Here is a 21,858-nt window from a genome sequence, read left to right on the forward strand (position 1 = left end):
CGGATGCGGGACGACAAGGCAGTACACGGCGGACAGGGCGAGGGCGCGGAAGTGTCGGCGCTGTACGGGGAGCCGTTCGACAGCGGCTTCGCCCTGGCCGAGGAGCACCAGCTCACCGCCGATCTCACGGCCGCGTGCGCCGTCTACGAGGAGTTGCTCGCCGTGGCGGAGTCCATCGAGGACTCGCCCGACGTACGGTTCCTGCGGGCGCACCTGCTGTCGAACCTCGCGAGTGTCCGGCTCACCGCCACGGACCTGGCCGGGGCCGAGGATGCCGTCGAGCGCTCCCGCGTCCTGCTCGACGGCATCGCGTCCGTGCCGATGGGGCCGCGCGGCCGACAGCTGTGGCTGGAGGTCCTGCTGAAGACACTGCTCGCCAGGGCCGATCTGCGGCGCAGGACGGGGCGCCTGGACGAGGCACTGGCCTGTCTCGACGAGGCGGGGGCCACGCTGCCCGAGTTCGACGATCCGGAGGGGCTGCGCAGCGCCGAACTCGGCACGAACCGGGTGCATCTGCTGATGGAGCGCGGCGAGTGGGGAGCGGCCGAGGAGCATGCGACGGCGTTGCTGTCCACCCTGGAGGCGACCGAGCTGGAGACCGTGCCGCGGCTGCTGACCGCCCTCGGCGTCATCTGCTCCTCGACCGGACGTTTCGACGAGGCCGAGGACCACCTCGCCCGCGCGGAGGAACGCTTCCTGGCCCTGGGGGACATCGGTGAGCAGCACTCGATGCTCGCGCACCGGGCGCACGTGGCGCTGGACCGGGGTGAACTCGACGTCGCGGAGCGGCTGTTCGCCGAGGCGTCCGCGTTCTTCGAGCAGCAAGGACGGTTCGGGGACCTGGCGGTCTGCGAACAGGCCCGCGCCTTCCTCGCCGGACGGCGCGGCGACAGCGCCGGCGCGGGCGACCTGATGGCGGCGAGCCTGGCCCGGTTCGAGGAACTCGGCGCCTCGATCGCCGCCGCCGACAGCATGCTGCTGGGCGCCCAACTCGCCTACGACCAGGGCGACATCGCAGAGATGAAACGGCTGGCCCAGGAGGCTCGCGACATCTACCAGGCCCGGGAGGTGTACGAACGGTGCGCGCAGGTCGACCTCATGCTCGCGAGGGCCCTTGAGGACAACCTGAACCGGACGGACCACGGCGAGCACGAGAGGCGTTCCCTCGACAACGCCCTCTCCCTCGCGCTCCCCGCGGCACTGACCCTTCAGGCGGCGCGCTTCGACTTCACCACAGCCCGCGCACGCCATCAGTGGCTCCAACTGGCGGACGAGGCGATGGAGTTGGCCTTCCGTCTCGCCGTACGCCGACAGGACCAGGGGCTGCTGTTCGAACTGGTGGAACACCGCAGCGCGGGCGCTCCGCTGGCCCTGGACCGCACGCCGCCTGCGGCGCCCCGCGCCTCACTTCCAGGGTCCGCCGAAGGTGCCGGGTCGGTCTTCCCCGGTGCGGCCATGAAGACGTACGCGCACACCGACGGCCCGATGGCCCTCGGCGGGGTGGCGGCCGAGGCCGCCGCCTCCGCGGGCCTGCGCGTCGCGCCACCGCCGAGGGTACGGATGACAGCGCAGGGGCCCGGCCGTGTGGCGCTCCAGGAGTACATCGCGGGGGCCGAGTTCCGCTATCACCGGCGGATCGTGAACGACGAGGAGGTCCCGTTCTGGTTCACCGACGACCTGACCAGCCGCCCGGTGGTCCAGATCCGACTGGCCGACGCCGGCGACCTGTTCATGACCTGGACGTGGGCCGGCGGCGCCCGGGGGTTCGGTACCGGCCAGGGTCCCGCCGAGGAAGTCGACCGGGCGGTGCGGGAGTTGTCCGCCGCGCTGCCGGGGACGGGCGAGGGAGCGGCGGGAGTGCGACGCGCGTTCGAATCGGGAGCGATGGCGGATCAGGGGGCCGAGCACCGGCTCGCGCGGACGCTGGCCGAGGCACTGTGGCCCGAGGGGCTGACGGCGCAGATACGCCAGGTGTCGGAGCGGTCGGGCCGTCCGCTGGTCCGGATCCAGCCCTCGCCGCGGGTCGCCCAGGTCCCCTGGGAACTGCTCGCCGTCGACGCCGCCACCGACGAGCGGCTCATCGAACTGGCGGACGTGGTGACCACCACGCCGATGTCGTCGCGACGCCGGGCCGACGCCGCACGCCCGGTGCCGGACCGGGACCCCGATGCGCACGCCGGCCCGGTCGTTCTCGTCCTCGACCCCCGGATCCCCGGATTCCGGGCCGACTCCCCGCTCGGTTCCGTCCTGGGACCGCCCGGATCCGACCCGGAGTTGCTGTCCTTCGTGCAGAGGCGTCTCGACGCGGGGGCCGTCGCGCCGTCCGTCGCCACCCCGGCGGAGGCCTTCCGCCGCACGGACCTGGACCGGGACTGGCTGAGCGGCGTGCTCCGCAAGGGCGCCCGCAGGCTCCTGTACGTCGGGCATGTGAGCGGTGCGCCGGTCGAGGGCGGGCAGAGCGAGGACGGCACGCTCCACCTGTGCTGCGGTACGGGAACCGCCGGCCTGGCCGAACCGGTCCGCGGTCATCGCCCGTTGTCGGCCAAGGACCTCCTGCTGGGCACACTGCCCCTGCATGCGGACGGCGAGCCGGGGGCCCGGCTGTGGCCCGCACCGCCGCGTGTCGCCCTCGTCGGGTGCGAGAGCGGCGGCGACCTCCGCTTCGCCGAGTCGTTCGGCCTCGCGACCGCGATGATCCACAACGGTGCCGAACTCGTCACCGCCACCCGCTGGGTGCTGCCGACCAGCTTCGCCTTCCACCAGGTGGCCGGCCTGTCCGGGTCGGTGCGCCCGCTGACGGAAGCGATCATCGCCGTCGACACCGCCCACGAACACCCCGACCCTGTGGGCCGTCTCGGACGCTGGCAGCGTGAGCGTCTCGACCTGTGGCGGGCCGGCGGCCGGATCGAGCATTCGCCCCTGCTGTGGGCGGCCCTCACCTCCATCACCGTTTGACCACGTCACCGCCGGCCGGAAGCCTCGCCCTGCCGAAGGACTCGACGCACGACGGCCGCGAAGGCGTGACGGGACGGAGTTTCAGCGGTTGACCGCGGGTGCCGGGGCGGGCCCCGTGCTGGCGCGCAGGGAGATCGGCGGTGCGAGGAGGTGGTGGCGTGGCACCGCGTCGGGGTGGTCGAGCCGCTCGACGAGCAGTTCGACGGCGAGCCGGCCCAACTCCTCGGCCGGCACGTCCGCCGCCGTGAGCTGTGGGGTCACGGTCTCCGCCCAGCGGCCCGCCACGACCCCGGTGAGGGAGAAGTCGCGCGGCACGTGCCGGCCTGCCACGGCCAGGCCCCGGTAGAGGCCGCCGAGCGCCGCCTCGTTCAGGGTGACCAGCGCCGTGGTGTCCGGGTCCTCGTGGAGGATCCGCTCCAGGCACTCCTGCCCGGAGGGGGCGTCGTCACCGCAGCAGTACGTCCGTACGGTGAGCCCGCGCTCGGCCGCGGCCTTGGTGAAGCCGTCGAGGCCGCGGTGCGCCGACTCGTAGCCGGCCCGCAGCAGGTGCTCGGGCCGGTTCACGAGAGCGATCCGGCGGTGTCCCAGGTCGGCGAGATGGTTGACGCAGGCCGCCGCCAGCGCGGTGTGGTCGAGACCGACCCACCAGTCCCGGTCCGAGCGGGCCGTGCGGCCGATGCAGACGGCGGGGAAGTTCTCCTCGCCCAGGTGGTCGACCCGGTCGTCCTGGAGCCTGATCTCCATCAGGATCGCGCCGTCGACCCGGCGCTCACCCAGCAGCCGCTGGAACGAGCGGTCGCTGTCCACACCGCTCGGGGACAGCAGCACGTCGTAGTCGTACGCCGCCGCGGCCTCCACCACACTGCCGATGAAGTCGAGCTGCATACCGGTGTAGTGGTTCCCGGCCGGCGGGAAGACCAGACCGATGGTGCTGGTCCGGCCGTTGGCCAGGGCGCGTGCGCTGGCGTTGGGCCGATAGCCCAGCTCGTCGATCACCTGCTGGATCCTGCGCCGGGTCTCCTCCGACACGGAGCGCTTGCCGCTCAGCGCGTAGGACACGGTGCTTCGCGAGACACCGGCCCGCTTGGCGATCTCACCGATGTTCACGCCACTCCTTCGTCGAACCGGTTCGCATCAAGGCAAGTTAGGAGTGGCGGCGACCGATGTCAATGACCGGCACAGAACTCCACATCCCTCTCGCCCAGTCCGCGTCGAAGGTATTGCTCACCGCTTTTCGGCGGTGCTAGCTTCCGGCACGCGTTCTTCGAACCGGTTCGACATCTCTGACGGAACACCCAACGGAGCCCCAGTGCGACGCACCCGCAGCAGAACCACCGCCGGCGCCACCGCCGTCACCGCCCTCGCCGCCCTGCTCGCCGTACCCGCCACCGGCGCCACGGCCCGCGCGGCGGAACCCGAACAGCTCACCATCGATCTCGCCACCGACACCGGCGCCTTCCACGGAGGCGCTTCCGGCTCGCTGTACGGCGTCTACGGCGACGGCGTGCCCAGCCGCAACGTCCTTGAGGGCATGCACGTCCGCACGGTCTCGACGAAGGCACAGGACGGGCCCCAGCATCCGGGAGCGGACGCCCTGGAGATGCTGCCGCCGTTCGTGGACTCGGGCGGCAAGGACGTCTACGTCTACATGACCGACATCTACCGCGGCTTCCCCTACCAGTGGCCGGGGGCGGACGGTCCGGCGCGGCTCGCCGACTTCAAGGAGAAGATCAGGAAGCAGGTCCAGCAGGTCCTGACCCTGGACGACGCGTACAAGGACCACGTCGTCTACGTCCCCTTCAACGAGCCCGAAGGGAACATGTTCGGCACTGGCGAGTGGAGCTACGACAAGGTCTCCTGGCTGAACGACCCGCAGCACTACTTCTCGGCCTGGAAGGAGGTCTACCACCTCATCAAGGGCCTCGACCCGGACGCCCGCATCGCGGGACCCAACACCAGCGTCCTCTACGACCAGGTCAAGGGCTTCCTGCGGTACGCCAAGGCCAATGACGTCGTGCCGGACGTGATGACCTGGCACGAGCTGTCGTCGCCCGCCGCGGTCCGCACCAACGTGGCGAAGTACCGGCAGATGGAGAAGGACGTCGGCGTCGGCCCGCTGCCGGTCAACGTGAACGAGTACGGCCACAACTACCACCTCTCCGTGCCCGGTCAGGTCGTCCAGTGGGTCTCCGCGATCGAGGAGTCGAAGATCGACGCGGACCTCGCCTACTGGAACATCGACGGCAACCTCAACGACTCGGCGGTCGAGGCCAACAAGGGCAACGGCCAGTGGTGGCTGTTCAACGCCTACGGGCAGATGTCCGGCCACACGGTCGAGGTGACCGCCCCGCATCCCAACCAGCAGTACACCCTCCAGGGCGTCGCCACGCTCGACGAGGACAAGAGGCAGTCGCGGACGATCTTCGGCGGCAAGAACGGGGACGCCGACGTCGTCTTCCGGAACATCGACCCCGAACTGTTCGGCGAGGCCGTGCACGCCACCGTGCAGGAGATCCCCTGGACCGGCCAGGTCGGCGACTCCGCCCAGCCCCTGCGACTGGCCGACCGGGAGCTGGCGGTCGGCGCGGACGGCACCGTCACCCTGCCCATGACCGGCATGAACGAGATGTCCGCCTACCAGGTCATCCTCTCCCCCGGCGGCCACGGCGCGGAGCCGGCCGAGCCGTCGGTGACCTGGCGCAGGACGTACGAGGCGGAGAACGCCACCTACACGGGCGGTGGTTACTCGAAGAACGGCCCCGAGGGCACGCCCTCCAACGTCGGCGGGTTCGCCACGTCCGGTACCTACAACGTCGGCGGCCTGCGCTCCGGTTCCGACGGGGTCCTCGGCTTCGACGTGGACGTCCCGCAGGACGGCACGTACGACCTGAGTGTGTTCGCCAACTCCTACAACCTGTACGACCTGGTGAAGGAGCAGGGGCCCACCAACGTCTTCCTGCGTGTCGACGGCGCCGATCCGCAGGAGCTCAGGCTGCCGCTCGGGTACAAGTGGGTGGTGTGGGGCCACACCGACACCACGGTGCGGCTCACCGCAGGCAAGCACCGCATCACACTCGCCGCCAAGGACCCCGACCTGGGCATCACCAAGGGCGACGCCATCATCGACAAGGTCGACCTGTCACTGCGGGACGCGCGGGTGACCGCACCGGCGGTCTACGAGGCCGAGTACGCCACCCTCGCCGGAACACTGCCCACCTACACCCGCCCCGGCGCCTCGGGCCCCGGCACGGTACCGCTGGCCAAGGACGACTCGGCGACCTTCTGGGTCCACTCCCCCACCGACGGCGAATCGACCGTGTACGTCGACCACTTGGGCGGCGGCAGAGCGAGTCTCTCCCTCAACGGCGAGAAACTCGACGTACCCAAGCTCGGGGGTGACAAGAAGGGCACCGACCGGATGCGGGTGTTCCTGTCCGGCGGCATCAACAAGATCACCGTCACCGGCGCCTCACGAACGCTGGTCCTCGACCGGCTGCGGGTCACCCCGTCCAGCGGCACCCTGACGACCAGGGTCTACCAGGCGGAGGACGGCCGGCTGACCGGCGCCGCCAAGGTGAGCGACGCCTACACCTTCGCCTCCGGCGGCAAGGCGGTGACCGACATCGGCGACGGCAGGGCCAACGCTCTCGCCCTCGACGTGGTCGCCGACAGGGCCGGTCGGCATGCCGTGACCATCCGTTACTCCAACGCCGAACAAGCGCCTGCCACGCACTACAACCCCGACCCGATCGCCCGGCACGCCGATCTCTCGGTCAACGGCGGACCGGCCCGCCGGGTGCTGTTCCCGACGACCTTCCACTTCAACAACTTCTGGGAACTGACCGTCCCCCTCACGCTGAAGAAGGGCACCAACCGGCTCGCCTTCACCGCCGAGGAGCTGCCCGACTTCAACGGCGACACCTACAACGAGTACGACCAGCGATCCCCGTACGCGCCGGTCATCGACCGCGTCGCCGTCACGCCCCTCGCGGAGAGGCGGCCCGCCTGACGGCCCGGCCCGGGCCTCCTCGGCCCGGGCCCTCTGCCGTCAGCGAATCTGCTGCGGGCCGAGAAACCGGCCGCCTGCGTCGAGTCGGGCCGAGAGTGGGAAGCGCGGAGACATCCGCCGCACGAAATCCGCGACCACGACCCACGACCCACGATCGACGACTCGACGAGGAGCCCCGATGTCCCCACTCACCACCGCCGGTCCCTGGCCGGCGCCGCTGCCCCGGGCCGAGGAGGGCGACACCCCTCCCTCCCGGTTCGACGACCATCTCGCCGCCCAACTGCTCGCCCAGCGCATCGTGTTCCTCGGTACGCAGGTCGACGAGGTCTCGGCGAACCGGATCTGCGTCCAGTTGCTCCTGCTGTCGGCGGAGGACCCGCGCACCGACATCGGTCTGTACATCAACAGCCCCGGCGGCTCGGTGACGGCGGGCCTCGCCATCTACGACACCATGCAGCTGATCCCCAACGACGTGTCCACGCTCGCCATGGGATTCGCGGCCAGCATGGGCCAGTTCCTGCTCAGCGTGGGCGCACCCGGCAAGCGGTACGCGCTGCCGAACGCGCGGATCATGATGCACCAGCCGTCGGCAGGCATCGGCGGGACCACCGCCGACATCGAGATCCAGGCGGAGAACCTGGAGTTCACGAAGGGGGCCGTCGAGCGGATCACCGCCCAGCACACCGGTCAGAGTGAGGAGACCATCTCACGGGACGGCGACCGCGACCGCTGGTTCACGGCCGAACAGGCCAGGGAGTACGGCATGGTGGACCGGGTGGTCGGCTCGCTGGCCGACGTACGCCCTGCCGCCTCACGACGACGGATGGGGCTCTGACATGGGGACGTACACGATTCCGAACGTCGTCGAGCGGACTCCGCAGGGCGAGCGGTCGTACGACGTGTTCAGTCGGCTGCTGTCCGAGCGGATCATCTTTCTCGGCACCGAGATCGACGACGGCGTCGCCAACGTCGTGATCGCGCAACTCCTGCATCTGGAGTCGTCGTCACCGGAGCAGGAGATCGCGATCTACATCAACTCGCCCGGCGGCTCGTTCACTTCGCTCATGGCGATCTACGACACCATGACCTACGTACAGGCGCCGATCTCGACGTTCTGTGTCGGGCAGGCCGCCTCGACGGCTGCGGTGCTGCTGGCCGGAGGCGATCCCGGGCGTCGGTTCGTCCTCGAACACGCGCGGGTGCTGCTGGGCCAGCCGGCGAGCAGCGGTCACCGGGGCACGGTGTCCGACCTCGCCGTCCAGGCCAGGGAGATGGTCCGCATCCGCGCGCAGGTCGAGGAGGTGCTCTCCCGGCACACGCGCCACGACGTGACGACACTGCGCGCGGACATGGACCGCGACAAGGTGTTCACGGCCGCGGAGGCGGTGGCGTACGGCCTGGCCGACGAGGTGGTGAGCCGACGCCTCGCCGGCGTCTGACGGAGGCGCGCAGAGTACGACGGGCGCGAGCCGACCTGTCAGGCGGCCAGGCAGAGCCCGTTGTACGGCGCCGAGGTCGTCGTACGTGCTCGGGTACTGCTCCGGGTGTGCCGTGTCAGCTCGCTCTGGGCCAGGGACAGCAGGTCTCCCAGACCCAGGCCGAGGGCCCCGGCGGCTGCCGCGAGGACCTCCGAGGAGGCTTCCTTGCGGCCCCTCTCCAGCTCCGACAGGTACGGCATGGAGATCCTGGCCGCGTCGGCGACGTCCTTGAGGGTGCGTTCCTGGGCGAGCCGCTCACGGCGCAGGACGTCGCCAACCAGGTCGCGGAAGAGCGGTTCCCTGGGCGCGGGCCGCGCCGGGGGCACCGGGGCGGCGGGAGCCGGTGCCGGCACGGTCTTCGGACGCAGCGGGATCACGCGGGCCTGGTTCGGCGCTTGATTGCTCACTCCCTCAGCCTAGAAGCGATCGCTTCTGAGGGAAGGCGTCGGCATTCTGCCCTGGGGGGAATCACCACGGCGGGGCGAACAGGCTGAGGGGCGAACATGCTGCGTGACACCTTCGACGAGGCGGCGGAACTCTACGACCGGGCACGCCCCCGGTATCCACGGGCACTCGTTGACGACCTGGCCCGCGCGGCCGGCCTCGGCCCGGGCAGCCGCGTCCTGGAGATCGCCCCCGGCACGGGTCAACTCACTGTCCCGCTGGCCGAGTCGGGCTACCGGATCACAGCCGTCGAGCTGGGCCCGTCCCTCGCCACCGTGGCCCGGCGCAACCTGCGGGACCTCCCGCTCGCGGAGGTCACGGTCGCCGACTTCGAGCAGTGGCCGCTGCCGCCCGAACCGTTCGACCTGGTCGTGTGCGCGACCGCGTTCCACTGGCTCGACCCGGCGGTACGCCTGCCCAGGGCGGCCCAGGCGCTTCGGCCGGGCGGGGTGTTCGCGGTCGTCACCACACAACATGTCAAAGGCGGCACCGTCGACTTCTTCGAGCGGGTACAGCGGTGCTACGAGCAGTGGGACCCGGCGACGCCACCCGACCTGCAACAGGTCGACGAGGCCGACACCGTGACGGACACCGAGGAGTGGGACCGCTCCGAGCACTTCGACCGGGTCAGCGTCCAGCGCCACGCCCGGGACATCGCGTACTCCGTCGACGAGTACATCGACGTCCTGCTCACCTATTCGGGCCACCGCGCGCTCGACGCACCCTCGCGCCACGGCCTGCTCGTCTGCATCCGGGACCTGATCCAGACGCGGTACGGCGGCCGGGTCACCAAGCGCTACCTCCATGAGCTGATCACGGCGAGACGAGTCTCCTGAGCGGACCACGAAGCTCTTCACACGGGGGCACCGGGCGCGCCAGGGCCGGGTGCCCTACGCCGATCCTCCGAGAGACACCGACCGCCATCGCCCCACGATGTCCACTTCGGCGCCACGACCGTGCCCGCAATCCTTACTGCCAGGTCAACACCAGTGGTTCTGCGGGCCTTTCGCACCGTGTGTCCACCGGTCTTTTGCAGTGCGCAATTTTTATGGCATGCCCTGCGCCCGACCGGGTACACGCAGTCCGGAACCGTTCCATCGTCCGCAGCTCGACGTTTTCGTGGGAGAGGTACAGGTAATGGACACCGCCATCATCCGGTCGAAGGCAGAGGTCGCCGTGGACACCGCCGGAGCCAGGACGGGTGACGCCCCACTGCCCGGGATCCCGGAACCGCGAAAGGTGGCTCCCCGTGACGCACGGGAGCTGTCCCGCCAGTTCTTCAAGCGCATGAACGAACTCGAAGAGGGCACGCACGAGCACCAGTACGCGCGCAACACCCTGATCGAGATGAACATGTCGCTCGTGCGGTTCGCCGCGGGGCGTTTCCGGGGCCGCGGCGACGACATGGAGGACATCGTCCAGGTCGGGATGATCGGCCTGATCAAGGCCATCGACCGGTTCGAGCTGTCCCGCGAGGTGGAGTTCACGTCGTTCGCGGTGCCGTACATCGTCGGCGAGATCAAGCGGTTCTTCCGTGACACGACCTGGGCGGTGCACGTGCCGCGCCGCCTCCAGGAGCTGCGCGTCGAGCTGGCCAAGGCGCGCGAGGAACTGTCGAGCAGGCTGGACCGTGATCCGACGGTCGCCGAACTCGCCACGCTGATGAACCTGTCCGAGGCGGAGGTCGTCGAGGGACAGATCGCCTCCAACGGATACAACTCCTCCTCCCTCGACGCCGCGTTGACCGGCGACGGGGCCGACGACGGCGAGGCGGTGCTCGCCGACTTCATCGGGGTCGAAGAACACGGGATGCGGCTGGTCGAGGACTTCCAGTCGCTCGCCCCGCTGCTCGCCGAACTCAGCGACCGGGACCGGCAGATCATCCATCTGCGGTTCGTCGAGGAGGCCACCCAGGCGGAGATCGGCGAGCTGCTCGGCTGCTCGCAGATGCACGTCTCCCGCCTGATCAAGCGCATCATCACGCAGCTGCGCGAGGGCATGCTCGGCGAGCTGGACTACGCCTGACCCGCATGCCGGCCTGACCGCTCCGCCAACCAGTGAGTCGAGACCCGTACGTCGGGTCTCGACTCACTGGACTCATTGGCCAATGGACTCACCGGGCTAATGGGGAACTGGCTAATGGAGAGGGTTGAGCGGCAGCACGGCCCTGACGCATTTGCCGACCGGCACCCTGCGGGCGGTCACCTCGGTGGCGATCGCGTGGACGATCTCCAGGCCGTGCCGGCCGATCCGTTCCGGGTCCCGGGGGTAGCGCAGGGGCAGTGCGGCGCTGCTGTCGTAGACGGACACCGCCACCGAGGTCTCCGTACCCTCCAGCTCCAGAACGTACGGGCCGTGACTGTGCCGGTCCGCGTTGGTGACCAACTCGCTGACCACCAGCACCAGTTCACCGTGGATACGCTCGTCCGTCGGGGCGCACCACTCCTTCCTCAGCTGCTCCAGGAAGTTCTCGGCGAAGGCGCGTGCCTCCGCGATGCAGCCCTGCTCGCCGGTGAAGTGCGTCGCCCTTCGTAGCGGTTCGACGGGGTCGCCGAAACCAGTCGGTATCACTGCTCCGCCCAGCTGTTCGATCATGTGCTGCTCTCTCGGTGGCCGGTCCCGGCCGGACCCGGTCGCACACTGCTCGTACCCGGAGCCGCGCTTCTCAGTCCCCCCGTCCCCTCGGCCTCCCCTGGATCTCAGGAGGACGGCGAGGTGGACTCCGACTGAGGCGTCAGCTCGGAGAGGCCGTCGTCGGGCGGGGACTGAGGCGACACGGGGGCCGAGGAGGGTGGCTCGACGGCCGGGGGCGAGGAGGGGGGCGCGCTCGATGTCGGCGGGCAGGGCTCGGCCGACGGGCTCGCGGTGCCCGGTGTGGCCGGTGAAGCGGGCGAGGCCGGCGGCCTGATGGAGGCGGTGGGTGAGGACACGCACGGCAGCGGTGACTGCGGCGGCAGCAGGCCGGGCGACGCGGACGTCGGCTCCGAGGACGCTGCCGAGGGTGCCGAGGGTGCCGAGGAACTGTCCGACGGGGTCGGCCGGCCGACCGGCGGATCGGTCTTCTTGTCGTGCCCGCCCGTGTCGCCGTGGTGACGGTGGAACCAGTCGCCACGCTCGGGGTCGTAGACGACGAAGATGTTGATGACCGTGGTGGCGGGCGCCACGACGACCACGTTCGAGGAGCGGTACGAGGGCCACGCGTCGCCCTTCGTGCGCGGGGCGCTCTGCTGTCGTACCGGGTCGGTGAGCGGGTTGCCGCAGGCGCAGCGCACGCGCGGCCGGCCGCGGTCGTCGACGAGGACGGCCGTGCCGGTCTGGAGGACGGCCTGGTAGCTGGTGGCGGCGGCATCGCGGTAGCCGTGGTTGGTGACACGGGTGTCCATACGCAGCTGTACGGGGGTGAGTGAGCGCAGGTACGCGGGGACCCCGGCGGGCTGGAGGCCGAGGACCGAGGCGAACGCCCCGTTCTTCGCGGGGGCCGCCCCGAGCACCCGGATCTGCTTCTCCACGTCGCAGCTGGCGACCTTGCGGGTCCCGCCGTAGAGGCCGGGCGCGCCGCCGTCCACGCCCCGTACGGCGTTCGAGGTGGCTGTCCCTGAGAGGGTGGCGGTGGGGGTCGTGGCCGGTGGGGCGGAGCTGTCCTTGGCCGTGGACTCGGTGAAGGGGTCGGGGCCCGACGTGTCCGCGGCCTGGAGGAAGACCTCGCCGCTCGCCTGGTCGGTGCTGCCGCCGGAACGGGTGAGAACGACGATCAGGGCCACGGCGGCCACGACCGAGGTGACGAGCACCGCGATGCGGGGCACCGACCTCCACCAGGGCCGGTCGGGCCCTGGCCCGGGCCCGTTGCGGGGCCCGCCGCCCGCGCCTCCGTCACCGCCGCCTCCCCCGCCTCCGCCGTCTGCGGGTGGCTGGGAAGGTGGTCCCGCGGGCGGCTGGGAAGGACCCGACAAGGGGCCGGAGGGCGGTCCTGTGGGGCGGCCGGAGGACGGCTGTTCGAGGCTCACGGGCTCTTCTTCCGACGTGGGCTTCTGCGGCACATGCACCAATATCTGCCGCTTTCTTCCACAACATTCCCATTGTGCGCCCTGGCCCCGGGTCACCCGCAAGCGGACGCTCTCGTTCCTCCCGACAGGCGCGCCGCCCGAGTGCTGTCTAGCGTGGCAGGGTGAGCACGCGAACGCCCGCTCCCGTGCCGATCCCCACCGAGGAGCGGACCGCCTCCCGGCACGGCTGGGTACAGGCCCTGGCCGCGGTGCTGGCCGGGCTGGGCGCCATGGTGCTGACCGCCGGGCTGGGACTGTGGGCCGCCGGTGCGGGCGATCTGCCGGACGGAGCGTTCCCCCGGGTCGTCGCGGCCACCGTCGTGACAGCGGTCGGCGGCACCGTGGAGCTCACGGGTGACGCCGGAGACCTCGCCGAGACGGCGGGCGGCCTGAGTGTGATGCCCCTGTCGGTGACGCTGGTCGGGGCGCTCGTGACCGGCGCTGGCTTCCTCCGGCCCCTGCGGCACCGGGCCGTCGCCGGGGCTCCCGAGCTGGCCGGCTGGGCCGCGCGCATCGCCGTCCTGTGGCTGCTGGGCCTGGGCGGTCTGGCGTTCGCGGCCCGTCAGACCTTCGCTGTCTCGCTGGGCGACGGAACACTCGGCGACATCGGGGACGTCTTCGGCGCCTCACCGCGAATCGGCTTCACGACCGACGTACCGCTGACGCTCCTCGCCGGTCTGCTGTGGCTGGCGGGCGTCCTGGCGCTGGCCCTGTTGGTATCGCGCGGGGCCCCGCTGCCGCCACGTCTGCTGCGCTTCCAGGAGTCGGTACGTCCGGCCGCGTACGCCATGGTCGTGCTGCTGCTCGCCTTCGTGGCCCTGGGGATCGTGACCGGGCTCGTCGTGGCGGTGACGCGCGGACAGCCCGCGCAGTCGCTCGCGCTGGTCCTGCTGGGCATGCCGAACCTGGTCTGGCTCGCCCTGACCACCGGCCTGGGCGCCACCTGGGAGGGACGCGTCGAGGGCCCCTTCGGGCTGCCGATGCCGCATGTCCTCGACGAGGTACTGCGCACCCCGGACAACGCCACGCTCAACCTGGACACCCTCTCCGGTTACGACGGCAGGGTGTGGTGGCTGGTGGCCGTCGACGCGGTGCTGCTGCTGGCCGCCGCGTTCCTGATGGCGGCGCGCTCACCGGCCCGGATGCGGGCCTGGCAGCACGCCGTGCACATGGCGGTCGCGCTCGCTGTGACAGTCCTGATGATCTGCCTGGGCGGAAGGATCTCCGCCCACTACGGCCTGTCCGTGCTCGGCGTCGGCGACCTCGGCGGCAACCTCTCCGGCAGCCTGTTCCTCCGCCCCCGGCTGTGGGGCGCGCTCGGTCTCGCACTGCTGTGGGGGCTGGTCACCGGGTTCCTGGGGGCACTGCTGGCCCGGCGGGTGCACCGACGGGGCGAGGTCGAAAGCCGTTAGGCGGGGTTTCACGGTGGTGGGAGCGTGACCCGCCATGACGTTGACTGCCGAAGGCCGGACGGCCGCAACGGAGTTGTTCGCGTTGCACGGTCACCCCGTCGACGACGGAGACCTCGGCCGCATGACGGAGGTCTTCATCACGGACGTGTGTACGACCTCTCCGACGTCGGTAGGAATCTCGTCACCGGCCTCGCCGCGCTCACGGACGCGGCGCTCGCCCTCGGCCCGGCGAACCCGGTCGCCCAGCACGGCGAACGTGGTCGTCTCCGAGGAACCCGCAGGCCGGGTCGACGCCCGCTCCAAGGAGCTGGGCGTACCGGAAGGTGTCCGCACGGCGGGTGCCGTCGGACGGGCTGGGGCCTGGATGACACGCCAACTTCCCGCAGCTGAGTGCCTGTTGCCGGTTACCCCGACCGCCGGTGGCCCTGCCGGGTGAACACCGGGCGAGCCCAGGCCGGCGGCCTCGGCGGCCGTTCCTCGCCGGGATCGGGCAGCCGGACCACCTGGGTGGGTGCGTGACCGGCGTGCACGGGTCGTGTCGAGGCCGCACGGAGGGCGGCGACGAAGTCGAGGCAGGAGTCGTAGCGGTCGTCGGGGCTCTTGGCGAGGGCCTTCGCGAACACCGGGTCGACGGCGGCGGGGAGTTCGGGGCGCTGCTCGGTCAGCGGTGGTGGCTGGTCGTACTGGTGGGCCCACAGCAGGGCCATGTCGTCGTCGCGTTGGAAGGGCGGGCGGCCCGCCAGGATCTCGTGGACGACGCACGCGAAGCCGTAGACGTCACAGCGGCCGTCGACCGGGCGCCCCGAGATCTGCTCGGGCGCCACGTAGTCGAGGGTGCCGACGAACTGGCCGACGGTCGTGAAGCCGGTGAGCGACAGCGACTTCTTCGTCAGGCCGAAGTCGGTGAGGTACACGTGCTCGGGGTGGTCGGTGTCGGTGCCCCGGGCGACCAGGATGTTGCCGGGTTTGACGTCCCGGTGGACCAGGCCGTGCTCATGGGCGGCGTCGAGCGCGGAGGCGACCTGAGCGGCGATGCGGATGGCGGCGGGGAGCGGCAACGGGCCCTTGCGGTCGAGGAGATGACGCAGGTCGCTGCCTTCGACGTACCGCATCGCTATGAAGAGGACGCCGTCCGTCTCGTCGGCCTCGAAGACGGGGACGATGTGCGGATGGTCGATCGCGGCGGCCACCCGGGACTCGTGGGTGAAGCGTCTGCGGAAGGTGTCGTTGCGGGCGAGTTCCGGGGCCAGGAGTTTCAGGGCGACGGTCCGGTCGAGCCGCAGGTCCTTGGCCCGGTAGACGACGGCCATGCCACCGCGACCGATCTCCTCCTCGACGCGGTAGCCGGCGATCTGCGTCCCGAGCAGGTCCGAGGAGCGCCCCGCGTGCGACCGCGTGTCGTGGTCCGGATCGCGCGCCATCAGCCGCTGCCGATTCCGCCGCCGTCGCCCCGGACGACCTGGGTGGGCGCGTGGCCCAGGTCGGGCACCACCTGGGTCGGCTCCCGCGCCGGGGCGGCGGGCTCCCGGTCGGCGGCGTACGTGCTCAGCCGGGTGCCGTCGGTGTACACCCAGCGCTCGTGCTCGGCGTCGTACAGCCACACGGACTCGCCGTCGACGACGATCCCGATCCGCTGCCCGCGGGTACGGACCCGGAACGACTCGCGGTCGAGCGCTCCCCCGGTCAGCTCCTCCACGGCGCCGCGGTAGCCGGCCAGCGCCTGTTCCGCGCGGGCCAGCAGGGGGCGTGGGTCGGCGGTGCGGGCGAGCGGGGCGCCGGCGGCGGGCGGGTCCTGCGGTACGGCGACCAGGAGCCGTCCGTCGACCCAGGCGGACCAGCCGTTCGCACACCGGACGTGCCCCCAGTCGCCGCGCCGTTCGACCAGCTCGACCGGCAGCAGCGCGTCGAGGGGCACGGTGGGCAGGGACGGGTCGGGCGCGTCCCAGGCGGCCAGCCCGTCCTGCGGAACGACGTGCGTGGGCCGGAATCCGGAGATCCGGTATCCGGGGGACGTCATCTCACCCACCCCCTCTACTTCCGCATGACAGCCGGTTCGTGCCGCCGCAGCAGCCGGAGGACCACGTACCCGAAGACCACCGACAGCGCGAGCAGCATCCCCGCGTTGAGCAGCCAGACCCCGGTCGAGTGTTCGAACAGGGGGTCGGCGGTCAGTTCGCCGGGGACGATCCGTGACAGTCCGATCGTGCCCGCCATCGCGCCGAGCGCCCACCGGGAGGGCACTAGCCAGGACAGTTGTTCGATGCCGGGGACACCGTCGAGTTTGAGCAGGGCCCCGCAGAACACCACCTGGACGATGGCCAGGAGCACGAGCAGCGGCATCGTCACCTCCTCCTTGCGGACGAGCGCCGAGACCAGCAGGCCGAGCATCATCGCAGTGAAGGAGAGCAGCGCGACGGCGACGGTGAGCTCCACGAGGGGTGGCATCAACACGCCCTTTCCGCCAGGTGTGTTGAGGTCGACGCCGAGCAGCGCGACGAGGGTCAGCACCACGGCCTGGGCGACGGTGATCGTCCCGAGGACCACGACCTTCGACATCAGGTACGCCGATCTGGACAGCCCGACGGCCCGCTCGCGCTGATAGATCACGCGTTCCTTCACCAGCTCGCGCACGGCGTTGGCCGCGCCGGTCAGGACGCCCCCGACGCACAGGATGAGCAGCGCGTTCATCGCCGTCTCCTGGGTCAGCCTGCTGCCCGCCAACGCCCGGGCCATCGCACCCATCACGAACGGCAGCGCGACCATGATGGCGAGGAAGGTGCGGTCGGCGCTCAGCGCGGCCGTGTAACGGCGGACCAGGGTGCTCAGCTGTGCGCCCCAGCTCTGCGGCTTGGGCGGGGGCGGGGCGGCGTCGACCGGGCCCGACCTCGGCAGCCGGGGCTGGGCGGACGAGTTGACGATGTACTGCCCGTGGAACGGTGAGGCGCGGTACTCCCCCGCCCAGTCCCGTTCCTGGTCGCGCTCGAAGGCCTCGAACGCCTCGGGCCACTGCTCGTACCCGAAGTAGGCGAGGGTGTCCTCGGGCGGCCCGTAGTAGGCGACCTTGCCGCCCGGCGCGAGAACGAGCAGCCGGTCGCAGACGTCGAGGCTGAGCACGCTGTGGGTGACGACGATGACGGTCCGGCCGTCGTCGGCGAGGCCGCGCAGCATGTGCATCACCGAGCGGTCCATCCCCGGATCGAGGCCCGAGGTCGGTTCGTCGAGGAAGAGCAGCGACGGCTTGGTGAGCAGCTCCAGGGCCACGCTGACCCGCTTGCGCTGTCCGCCGGAGAGGCTGTGCACGGGCTGGTGGACGCGCTGTTCCAGGCCGAGTTCGCGCACCACCTCGTCGACGCGGGCCCGTCGTTCCGCCTTCGCGGTGTCCTGCGGGAAGCGCAGTTCGGCGGCGTAGGTGAGGGCTCCGCGCACGGTCAGCTGGGCGTGCAGGATGTCGTCCTGCGGGACCAGGCCGATGCGCTGGCGCAGTTCGGCGTAGTCGCGGTAGAGGTCACGTCCGTCGTACAGGACAGTGCCGTGGTCGGCGGGGCGCAGGCCGGTCAGGGCGTTGAGGAGGGTGGACTTGCCGGCTCCGCTGGGCCCGACGACCGCGAGCAGGCACTTCTCGCCCACCGGGAAGGACACGCCTTCAAGGAGTGTCTTGCGGCCGTGGTCGACGGCGACGGTGAGGTCCTGGACGTCGAGAGACACCTCGCCGGTGTCGACGTACTCCTGGAGCTGGTCGCCGACCAGGCAGAACGCGGAGTGGCCGACACCGACGATGTCACCGGGCGTGACGATCGCCCGGGCGACGGGCGCGCCGTTGAGGAACGTGCCGTTGTGGCTGCCGAGGTCGACGATCTCGTACGTCCCGTCCGGGTGGGCGCGCAGTTCGGCGTGCCGACGGGAGACGACGAGGTCGTCGACGACGAGGTCGTTGTCGGCACCGCGGCCGATGCGGACGGTACGGGCGGACAGTGGCCGGACGGTGGTGGGCTGCCGGAAGGTGCCGGTCAGGGCGGGCATGGAGACCGCCGAGGGGCGTTCGCGGGCCGGCGGGGGCGGGCTGACGAGAACGGCTCGCGGCCCGTCGGCGGGGCTGCCGAAGCGCAGGACGCTGCCGGGTCCGATGTCCCGTTCATGGATGCGCAGGCCGTCGGCGTACGTGCCGTTGGTGCTGTTCTCGTCCTCCACCGTCCAGTGGTCGGCCCCGGGCCGCAGCACCGCGTGGTGCCACGAGACCCGGGCGTCGTCGAAGACGATCTCGCTGAGCGGGTCGCGTCCGACGTGATAGTCGCGTCCCGGACTCATCACCGTGGAGCCCGTCTCCGTCTCCAGGACGAGTTCGGGCGCCGTCGGCGCGACCGAGCGGTCTACCATGCCCAGAATTCTAGCGATTCGTCCGCATATACGCCTGGCCAGCCGCAGGGACTCGGGGGACCTCGGAGGCTAGGCGACCGGTACGACCAGTGCCGGGTTGGTCCGCTGCATCCGCAGCGCGTCCACGGACTCGGCGAGCAGTTCGTACTCGGTGGTCTCGTCGTACGTGGCGATCCGGACGAGCCTGCCGGCCGCCAACTCGTCGGCGACCAGCTCCTGTTGGTACGGGTCCATGGACCAGGCGCGCAGCAGGCCGGGCACGTCGGGCACGGTGGCGGTCACCGGGATGAGCGAGTTCGGGGGGAAGTACGGTTCGTCGGGTTGCGGATCGAGCCGCTCGGCGATCCAGTTCGCGCGGTCCCGTAACCACCACAGGGCCAGCGCCAGGGTGGGCGCGCGGTAGGTACCCAGCGGTACGCCGATACGCCGACCCGCACAGACGCCGTACGCCGTGACATGGCAAAGGAACTCGTCGTGCACGATCTTTCCCCCGATCGCCCGCCGGCCGTGCCTCGCCTTCCGTACGACTCACCCGCTGTACACGTTGGTGCTGGTCACTCGATGGTCACTCAGTGGTGCAGTGTTCTACCAGTTGAGTATCTTCACTATTGACACTCTGTCACCATGCCTTTCCAGCCAGTTTCCAGGCATTCTCCTGGCATATTCCTGACAGGTATGGACCGGAATCCGACGGGACGGCCTCTCCTCCCGTCGACGGATCCCAGGGGATTCCCGAAGATCCCGGGATTCGCGATGAGTTTTCCGCTTCCCAGTGGTCTCCTTTGTGAAGACCACTGGAAATGGAGGGCCCCATGGCCACCAGCGAAAAAGTCGACACCATCGACGAGGAATTCACAGCCGTACTGCGCAAAAGCCCGGCACCCGGGGGCTGGACCTACCTGGTCTGGCCGGAATCCGCCACGTTCTTCGGTACCCGGGGCCTGGTCAAGGTCGGCGGGACGATCGACGGGCACCCTTTCCGCAGCTCGTTCATGGCACTGGGCGACGGTACCCACAAACTTCCCGTGAAGGCCGAGATCCGGAAAGCCGTCGGAAAGGAAGAGGGTGACACCGTGACAGTACGGCTGACGGAGCGGCTCCGTTCATGACGGGGCGCGGAAAGATCGGGCAGAGGTCAGACCTTGACGACCGCGTCGATCCGGGCCAGCTCCTCGTCGGAGAACTCCAGGTTGTTGATGGCCGCGACGCTGTCCTCCAGCTGGCGCGGGCTGCTCGCACCGACGAGGGCCGAGGTCACCCGGCCGCCGCGCAGGACCCAGGCCAGGGCCAGCTGGGCCAGGCTCTGGCCGCGGGACTTGGCGATGTCGTCGAGGGCGCGCAGCTGCTGCACGAGGTCCTCGGTGATCCGGTCGGAGTTGAGGAAGGGGCTGTCGCTCGCCGCCCGCGAGTCCGCCGGGATGCCGTCGAGGTAGCGGCCGGTGAGCAGGCCCTGTTCCAGCGGCGAGAAGACGATGGAACCGACCTGGAGCTCGTCCAGCGCGTCCAGGAGACCCTCGTCCTCCGGACGGCGGTCGAGCATCGAGTAGCGGGGCTGGTGGATCAGGAGCGGGGTGCCCAGCCCGGCAAGGATGCGGGCGGCCTCCTGGGTCTGCTCCGCCGAGTAGTTGGAGATGCCGACGTAGAGCGCCTTGCCCTGCTGGACCGCCGTGTGCAGGGCGCCCATCGTCTCCTCCAGCGGAGTCTCCGGGTCGGGGCGGTGCGAGTAGAAGATGTCGACATAGTCCAGACCCATGCGCGTCAGGCTCTGGTCGAGGGAGGAGAGCAGGTACTTGCGCGAGCCCCATTCGCCGTACGGGCCCGGCCACATGAGGTAGCCCGCCTTGGTGGAGATCACCAGTTCGTCGCGGTACGGGGCGAAGTCGGCCTTGAGGGCCTCACCCAGCGCGGACTCGGCGGCACCGGGCGGCGGGCCGTAGTTGTTGGCCAGGTCGAAGTGGGTGACGCCCAGGTCGAAGGCGCGGCGCAGGATGGCCCGCTGGGTGTCGACGGGCCGGTCGGGTCCGAAGTTGTGCCACAGGCCGAGCGACAGCGCGGGGAGCTTCAGGCCGCTGCGTCCGGTGCGCCGGTAGGGCATGTCCGCGTAACGGTCGGTGTGTGCGGTGTACAACGCGACTCCAGAGGGGTTGGCACGGCGGAGTGATCAGTCTGCACCCACTCTTCCCCCGAAGACGGGCAGTGGTCCAACAGGAGAATCCGATGGAATTCAGCGGCTAGGCTTCTCAATCATGGAACTACGCCACCTCCAGCACTTCGTCGCGGTCGCGGAGGATCAGCACTTCACCAGGGCCGCCGAACGGCTGATGGTGTCCCAGTCGGGCCTGTCGGCCTCGATCCGCGCCCTGGAGCGGGAACTGCAGACCCCGCTGTTCGTACGCACCACCCGCCGGGTGACACTCACCGAGGCGGGGCGGGCGCTGCTCGGCGAGGCCGAGCGCATCCTGGCCGGGGTGCGGGCGGCGCACGACGCCGTGGCCGCCGTACAGGGCGTGCTGCGCGGGACGCTCTCGCTGGGCGCGGAGCAGTGCATCGGCGGGGTGGATGTCGCCGGGCTGCTCGCCGCGTTCCGGCGGTGTCATCCCGATGTGGAGATCCGGCTGCGCCAGGCGGGTTCCGAGGCGATCGCGGACGAGGTGGCCGCCGGGCGGCTCGACCTGGCCTTCGCCATCCGGACCCGCAGGGACTCCGACCAGCTGCGTTCCGTGCCCCTGAGCAGCGAGCCGATGACCGTGCTGTGCCATCCGAGCCATCCGCTCGCTCTCGCGGGCGCGGTGACCCCGGAGGAGCTGGGCGGGGAGGCGTTCGTCGACTTCCATCCGGACTGGGGGCCGCGCCGGATCACGGACGAGGTGTTCGCCGCCGCGTGCGTACGGCGGACCGTGGCACTGGAGGTCAACGACGTGCACAGCCTCCTGGACCTGGTCGGGGAAGGGCTCGGCGTCGCGGTGGTGCCCCGGCACTTCGCGCACAAGCGCGCGGCCCTGACCGCCCTGCCGGTGAAGGGCACCGGCGAGACGGTGTACGAGACGGTGGCGATGCTGCCGCCGCCCCAGGCCACGAGTCCTGCGGCCCGGGCGCTGATGGAGCTGCTGGAACGGCCGGACCAGCAGGGCTGATGCCCGTGT

Annotated in this window: 19 protein-coding genes; 9 read left to right on the forward strand and 10 right to left on the reverse strand. The window is 70.7% G+C overall.

Features of this window, described 5'->3' with window-relative positions:
* Window positions 1–3 precede the first annotated feature (3 nt).
* Window positions 4–2,955: a CHAT domain-containing protein gene (locus tag IEY89_RS22665; protein WP_189149303.1), complete on the forward strand. Its 2,952-nt coding sequence runs from the start codon at window positions 4–6 to the stop codon at window positions 2,953–2,955.
* Between the two features lie 81 nt (window positions 2,956–3,036).
* On the opposite strand, the gene IEY89_RS22670 is transcribed toward IEY89_RS22665, so the two are convergent.
* A complete protein-coding gene (locus IEY89_RS22670) occupies window positions 3,037–4,062 on the reverse strand; it encodes a LacI family DNA-binding transcriptional regulator (RefSeq protein WP_189149304.1) in 1,026 nt (341 codons plus the stop codon).
* A gap of 202 nt (window positions 4,063–4,264) precedes the next feature.
* On the opposite strand from IEY89_RS22670, the gene IEY89_RS22675 reads away from it, so the two are divergent.
* The 3 genes from IEY89_RS22675 (at window position 4,265) to IEY89_RS22685 (ending at window position 8,403) form a co-directional block, all read left to right on the forward strand.
* Window positions 4,265–6,964, forward strand: coding sequence for a carbohydrate-binding protein (locus IEY89_RS22675; RefSeq protein ID WP_189149305.1), 2,700 nt, complete (start codon window positions 4,265–4,267; stop codon window positions 6,962–6,964).
* Window positions 6,965–7,142: 178 nt separating this feature from the next.
* Window positions 7,143–7,799: an ATP-dependent Clp protease proteolytic subunit gene (locus tag IEY89_RS22680; protein WP_189149306.1), complete on the forward strand. Its 657-nt coding sequence runs from the start codon at window positions 7,143–7,145 to the stop codon at window positions 7,797–7,799.
* Window position 7,800: 1 nt separating this feature from the next.
* Window positions 7,801–8,403 carry a ClpP family protease gene (locus IEY89_RS22685; RefSeq protein WP_189149307.1) on the forward strand — a complete coding sequence of 201 codons (603 nt, stop codon included), beginning with the start codon at window positions 7,801–7,803 and terminating at the stop codon, window positions 8,401–8,403.
* Between the two features lie 38 nt (window positions 8,404–8,441).
* On the opposite strand, the gene IEY89_RS22690 is transcribed toward IEY89_RS22685, so the two are convergent.
* Window positions 8,442–8,849: a helix-turn-helix domain-containing protein gene (locus IEY89_RS22690; RefSeq protein ID WP_189149308.1), complete on the reverse strand. Its 408-nt coding sequence runs from the start codon at window positions 8,847–8,849 to the stop codon at window positions 8,442–8,444.
* A gap of 96 nt (window positions 8,850–8,945) precedes the next feature.
* On the opposite strand from IEY89_RS22690, the gene IEY89_RS22695 reads away from it, so the two are divergent.
* Both IEY89_RS22695 and IEY89_RS22700 read left to right on the forward strand, forming a co-directional pair.
* Window positions 8,946–9,722, forward strand: coding sequence for a class I SAM-dependent methyltransferase (locus tag IEY89_RS22695; protein WP_189149309.1), 777 nt, complete (start codon window positions 8,946–8,948; stop codon window positions 9,720–9,722).
* Between the two features lie 301 nt (window positions 9,723–10,023).
* The gene (locus tag IEY89_RS22700; protein WP_189149310.1) at window positions 10,024–10,911 is read left to right on the forward strand and encodes an RNA polymerase sigma factor SigF; all 888 of its coding nucleotides are present in this window, start codon (window positions 10,024–10,026) and stop codon (window positions 10,909–10,911) included.
* Window positions 10,912–11,022: 111 nt separating this feature from the next.
* Here the strand turns inward: IEY89_RS22700 and IEY89_RS22705 are convergent, their stop codons facing one another.
* Both IEY89_RS22705 and IEY89_RS22710 read right to left on the reverse strand, forming a co-directional pair.
* Window positions 11,023–11,481 (reverse strand): ATP-binding protein, encoded by a 459-nt coding sequence (locus IEY89_RS22705; protein WP_189149311.1) that lies wholly within the window; start codon window positions 11,479–11,481, stop codon window positions 11,023–11,025.
* A 104-nt stretch (window positions 11,482–11,585) separates the two neighbouring features.
* Entirely contained in the window at window positions 11,586–12,890 is a 1,305-nt protein-coding gene (locus tag IEY89_RS22710) for a DUF6777 domain-containing protein (RefSeq protein ID WP_229695370.1), read from the reverse strand.
* Between the two features lie 161 nt (window positions 12,891–13,051).
* Between IEY89_RS22710 and IEY89_RS22715 the strand changes: the two genes are divergently transcribed.
* Window positions 13,052–14,341: a streptophobe family protein gene (locus IEY89_RS22715; RefSeq protein ID WP_189149313.1), complete on the forward strand. Its 1,290-nt coding sequence runs from the start codon at window positions 13,052–13,054 to the stop codon at window positions 14,339–14,341.
* A 90-nt stretch (window positions 14,342–14,431) separates the two neighbouring features.
* Here IEY89_RS22715 and IEY89_RS22720 read toward each other — a convergent pair whose 3' ends face one another.
* The 5 genes from IEY89_RS22720 to IEY89_RS22740 form a co-directional block, all read right to left on the reverse strand.
* Window positions 14,432–14,674: a hypothetical protein gene (locus IEY89_RS22720; RefSeq protein ID WP_189149314.1), complete on the reverse strand. Its 243-nt coding sequence runs from the start codon at window positions 14,672–14,674 to the stop codon at window positions 14,432–14,434.
* A 71-nt stretch (window positions 14,675–14,745) separates the two neighbouring features.
* Window positions 14,746–15,762, reverse strand: a complete 1,017-nt coding sequence (locus IEY89_RS22725) for a serine/threonine-protein kinase (RefSeq protein ID WP_189149315.1) — start codon at window positions 15,760–15,762, stop codon at window positions 14,746–14,748.
* On the reverse strand, window positions 15,762–16,358 hold the full coding sequence (locus IEY89_RS22730) for an SH3 domain-containing protein (protein WP_189149316.1): 597 nt from the start codon (window positions 16,356–16,358) through the stop codon (window positions 15,762–15,764). Before IEY89_RS22730 ends, IEY89_RS22725 begins: the two co-directional genes overlap by 1 nt.
* Window positions 16,359–16,372: 14 nt before the next feature.
* Window positions 16,373–18,715 carry an ABC transporter ATP-binding protein/permease gene (locus IEY89_RS22735; RefSeq protein WP_189149317.1) on the reverse strand — a complete coding sequence of 781 codons (2,343 nt, stop codon included), beginning with the start codon at window positions 18,713–18,715 and terminating at the stop codon, window positions 16,373–16,375.
* A gap of 69 nt (window positions 18,716–18,784) precedes the next feature.
* Window positions 18,785–19,195: a hypothetical protein gene (locus IEY89_RS22740; RefSeq protein ID WP_189149318.1), complete on the reverse strand. Its 411-nt coding sequence runs from the start codon at window positions 19,193–19,195 to the stop codon at window positions 18,785–18,787.
* A 332-nt stretch (window positions 19,196–19,527) separates the two neighbouring features.
* Between IEY89_RS22740 and IEY89_RS22745 the strand changes: the two genes are divergently transcribed.
* Entirely contained in the window at window positions 19,528–19,824 is a 297-nt protein-coding gene (locus tag IEY89_RS22745; RefSeq protein WP_189149319.1) for a DUF1905 domain-containing protein, read from the forward strand.
* 26 nt (window positions 19,825–19,850) lie between these two features.
* Here IEY89_RS22745 and mgrA read toward each other — a convergent pair whose 3' ends face one another.
* A complete protein-coding gene (gene mgrA / locus IEY89_RS22750) occupies window positions 19,851–20,843 on the reverse strand; it encodes an L-glyceraldehyde 3-phosphate reductase (protein ID WP_189149320.1) in 993 nt (330 codons plus the stop codon).
* A 118-nt stretch (window positions 20,844–20,961) separates the two neighbouring features.
* On the opposite strand from mgrA, the gene IEY89_RS22755 reads away from it, so the two are divergent.
* Entirely contained in the window at window positions 20,962–21,849 is an 888-nt protein-coding gene (locus IEY89_RS22755; protein ID WP_189149321.1) for a LysR family transcriptional regulator, read from the forward strand.
* Window positions 21,850–21,858: the final 9 nt, after the last annotated feature.

Origin of the sequence: Streptomyces lacrimifluminis (assembly GCF_014646095.1) — a bacterium.
Taxonomy (GTDB): domain Bacteria; phylum Actinomycetota; class Actinomycetes; order Streptomycetales; family Streptomycetaceae; genus Streptomyces; species Streptomyces lacrimifluminis.

Excerpts from the sequence above, each read along its gene's own strand:
- IEY89_RS22700 (WP_189149310.1), top strand. The coding sequence starts at position 10,024 with ATGGACACCGCCATCATCCGGTCGAAGGCAGAGGTCGCCGTGGACACC.
- IEY89_RS22755 (WP_189149321.1), top strand. The coding sequence starts at position 20,962 with ATGGAACTACGCCACCTCCAGCACTTCGTCGCGGTCGCGGAGGATCAG.
- IEY89_RS22685 (WP_189149307.1), top strand. The coding sequence starts at position 7,801 with ATGGGGACGTACACGATTCCGAACGTCGTCGAGCGGACTCCGCAGGGC.
- IEY89_RS22745 (WP_189149319.1), top strand. The coding sequence starts at position 19,528 with ATGGCCACCAGCGAAAAAGTCGACACCATCGACGAGGAATTCACAGCC.
- IEY89_RS22695 (WP_189149309.1), top strand. The coding sequence starts at position 8,946 with ATGCTGCGTGACACCTTCGACGAGGCGGCGGAACTCTACGACCGGGCA.
- IEY89_RS22705 (WP_189149311.1), bottom strand. The coding sequence starts at position 11,481 with ATGATCGAACAGCTGGGCGGAGCAGTGATACCGACTGGTTTCGGCGAC.
- IEY89_RS22735 (WP_189149317.1), bottom strand. The coding sequence starts at position 18,715 with ATGGTAGACCGCTCGGTCGCGCCGACGGCGCCCGAACTCGTCCTGGAG.
- IEY89_RS22730 (WP_189149316.1), bottom strand. The coding sequence starts at position 16,358 with ATGACGTCCCCCGGATACCGGATCTCCGGATTCCGGCCCACGCACGTC.
- IEY89_RS22680 (WP_189149306.1), top strand. The coding sequence starts at position 7,143 with ATGTCCCCACTCACCACCGCCGGTCCCTGGCCGGCGCCGCTGCCCCGG.
- IEY89_RS22665 (WP_189149303.1), top strand. The coding sequence starts at position 4 with ATGCGGGACGACAAGGCAGTACACGGCGGACAGGGCGAGGGCGCGGAA.
- IEY89_RS22725 (WP_189149315.1), bottom strand. The coding sequence starts at position 15,762 with ATGGCGCGCGATCCGGACCACGACACGCGGTCGCACGCGGGGCGCTCC.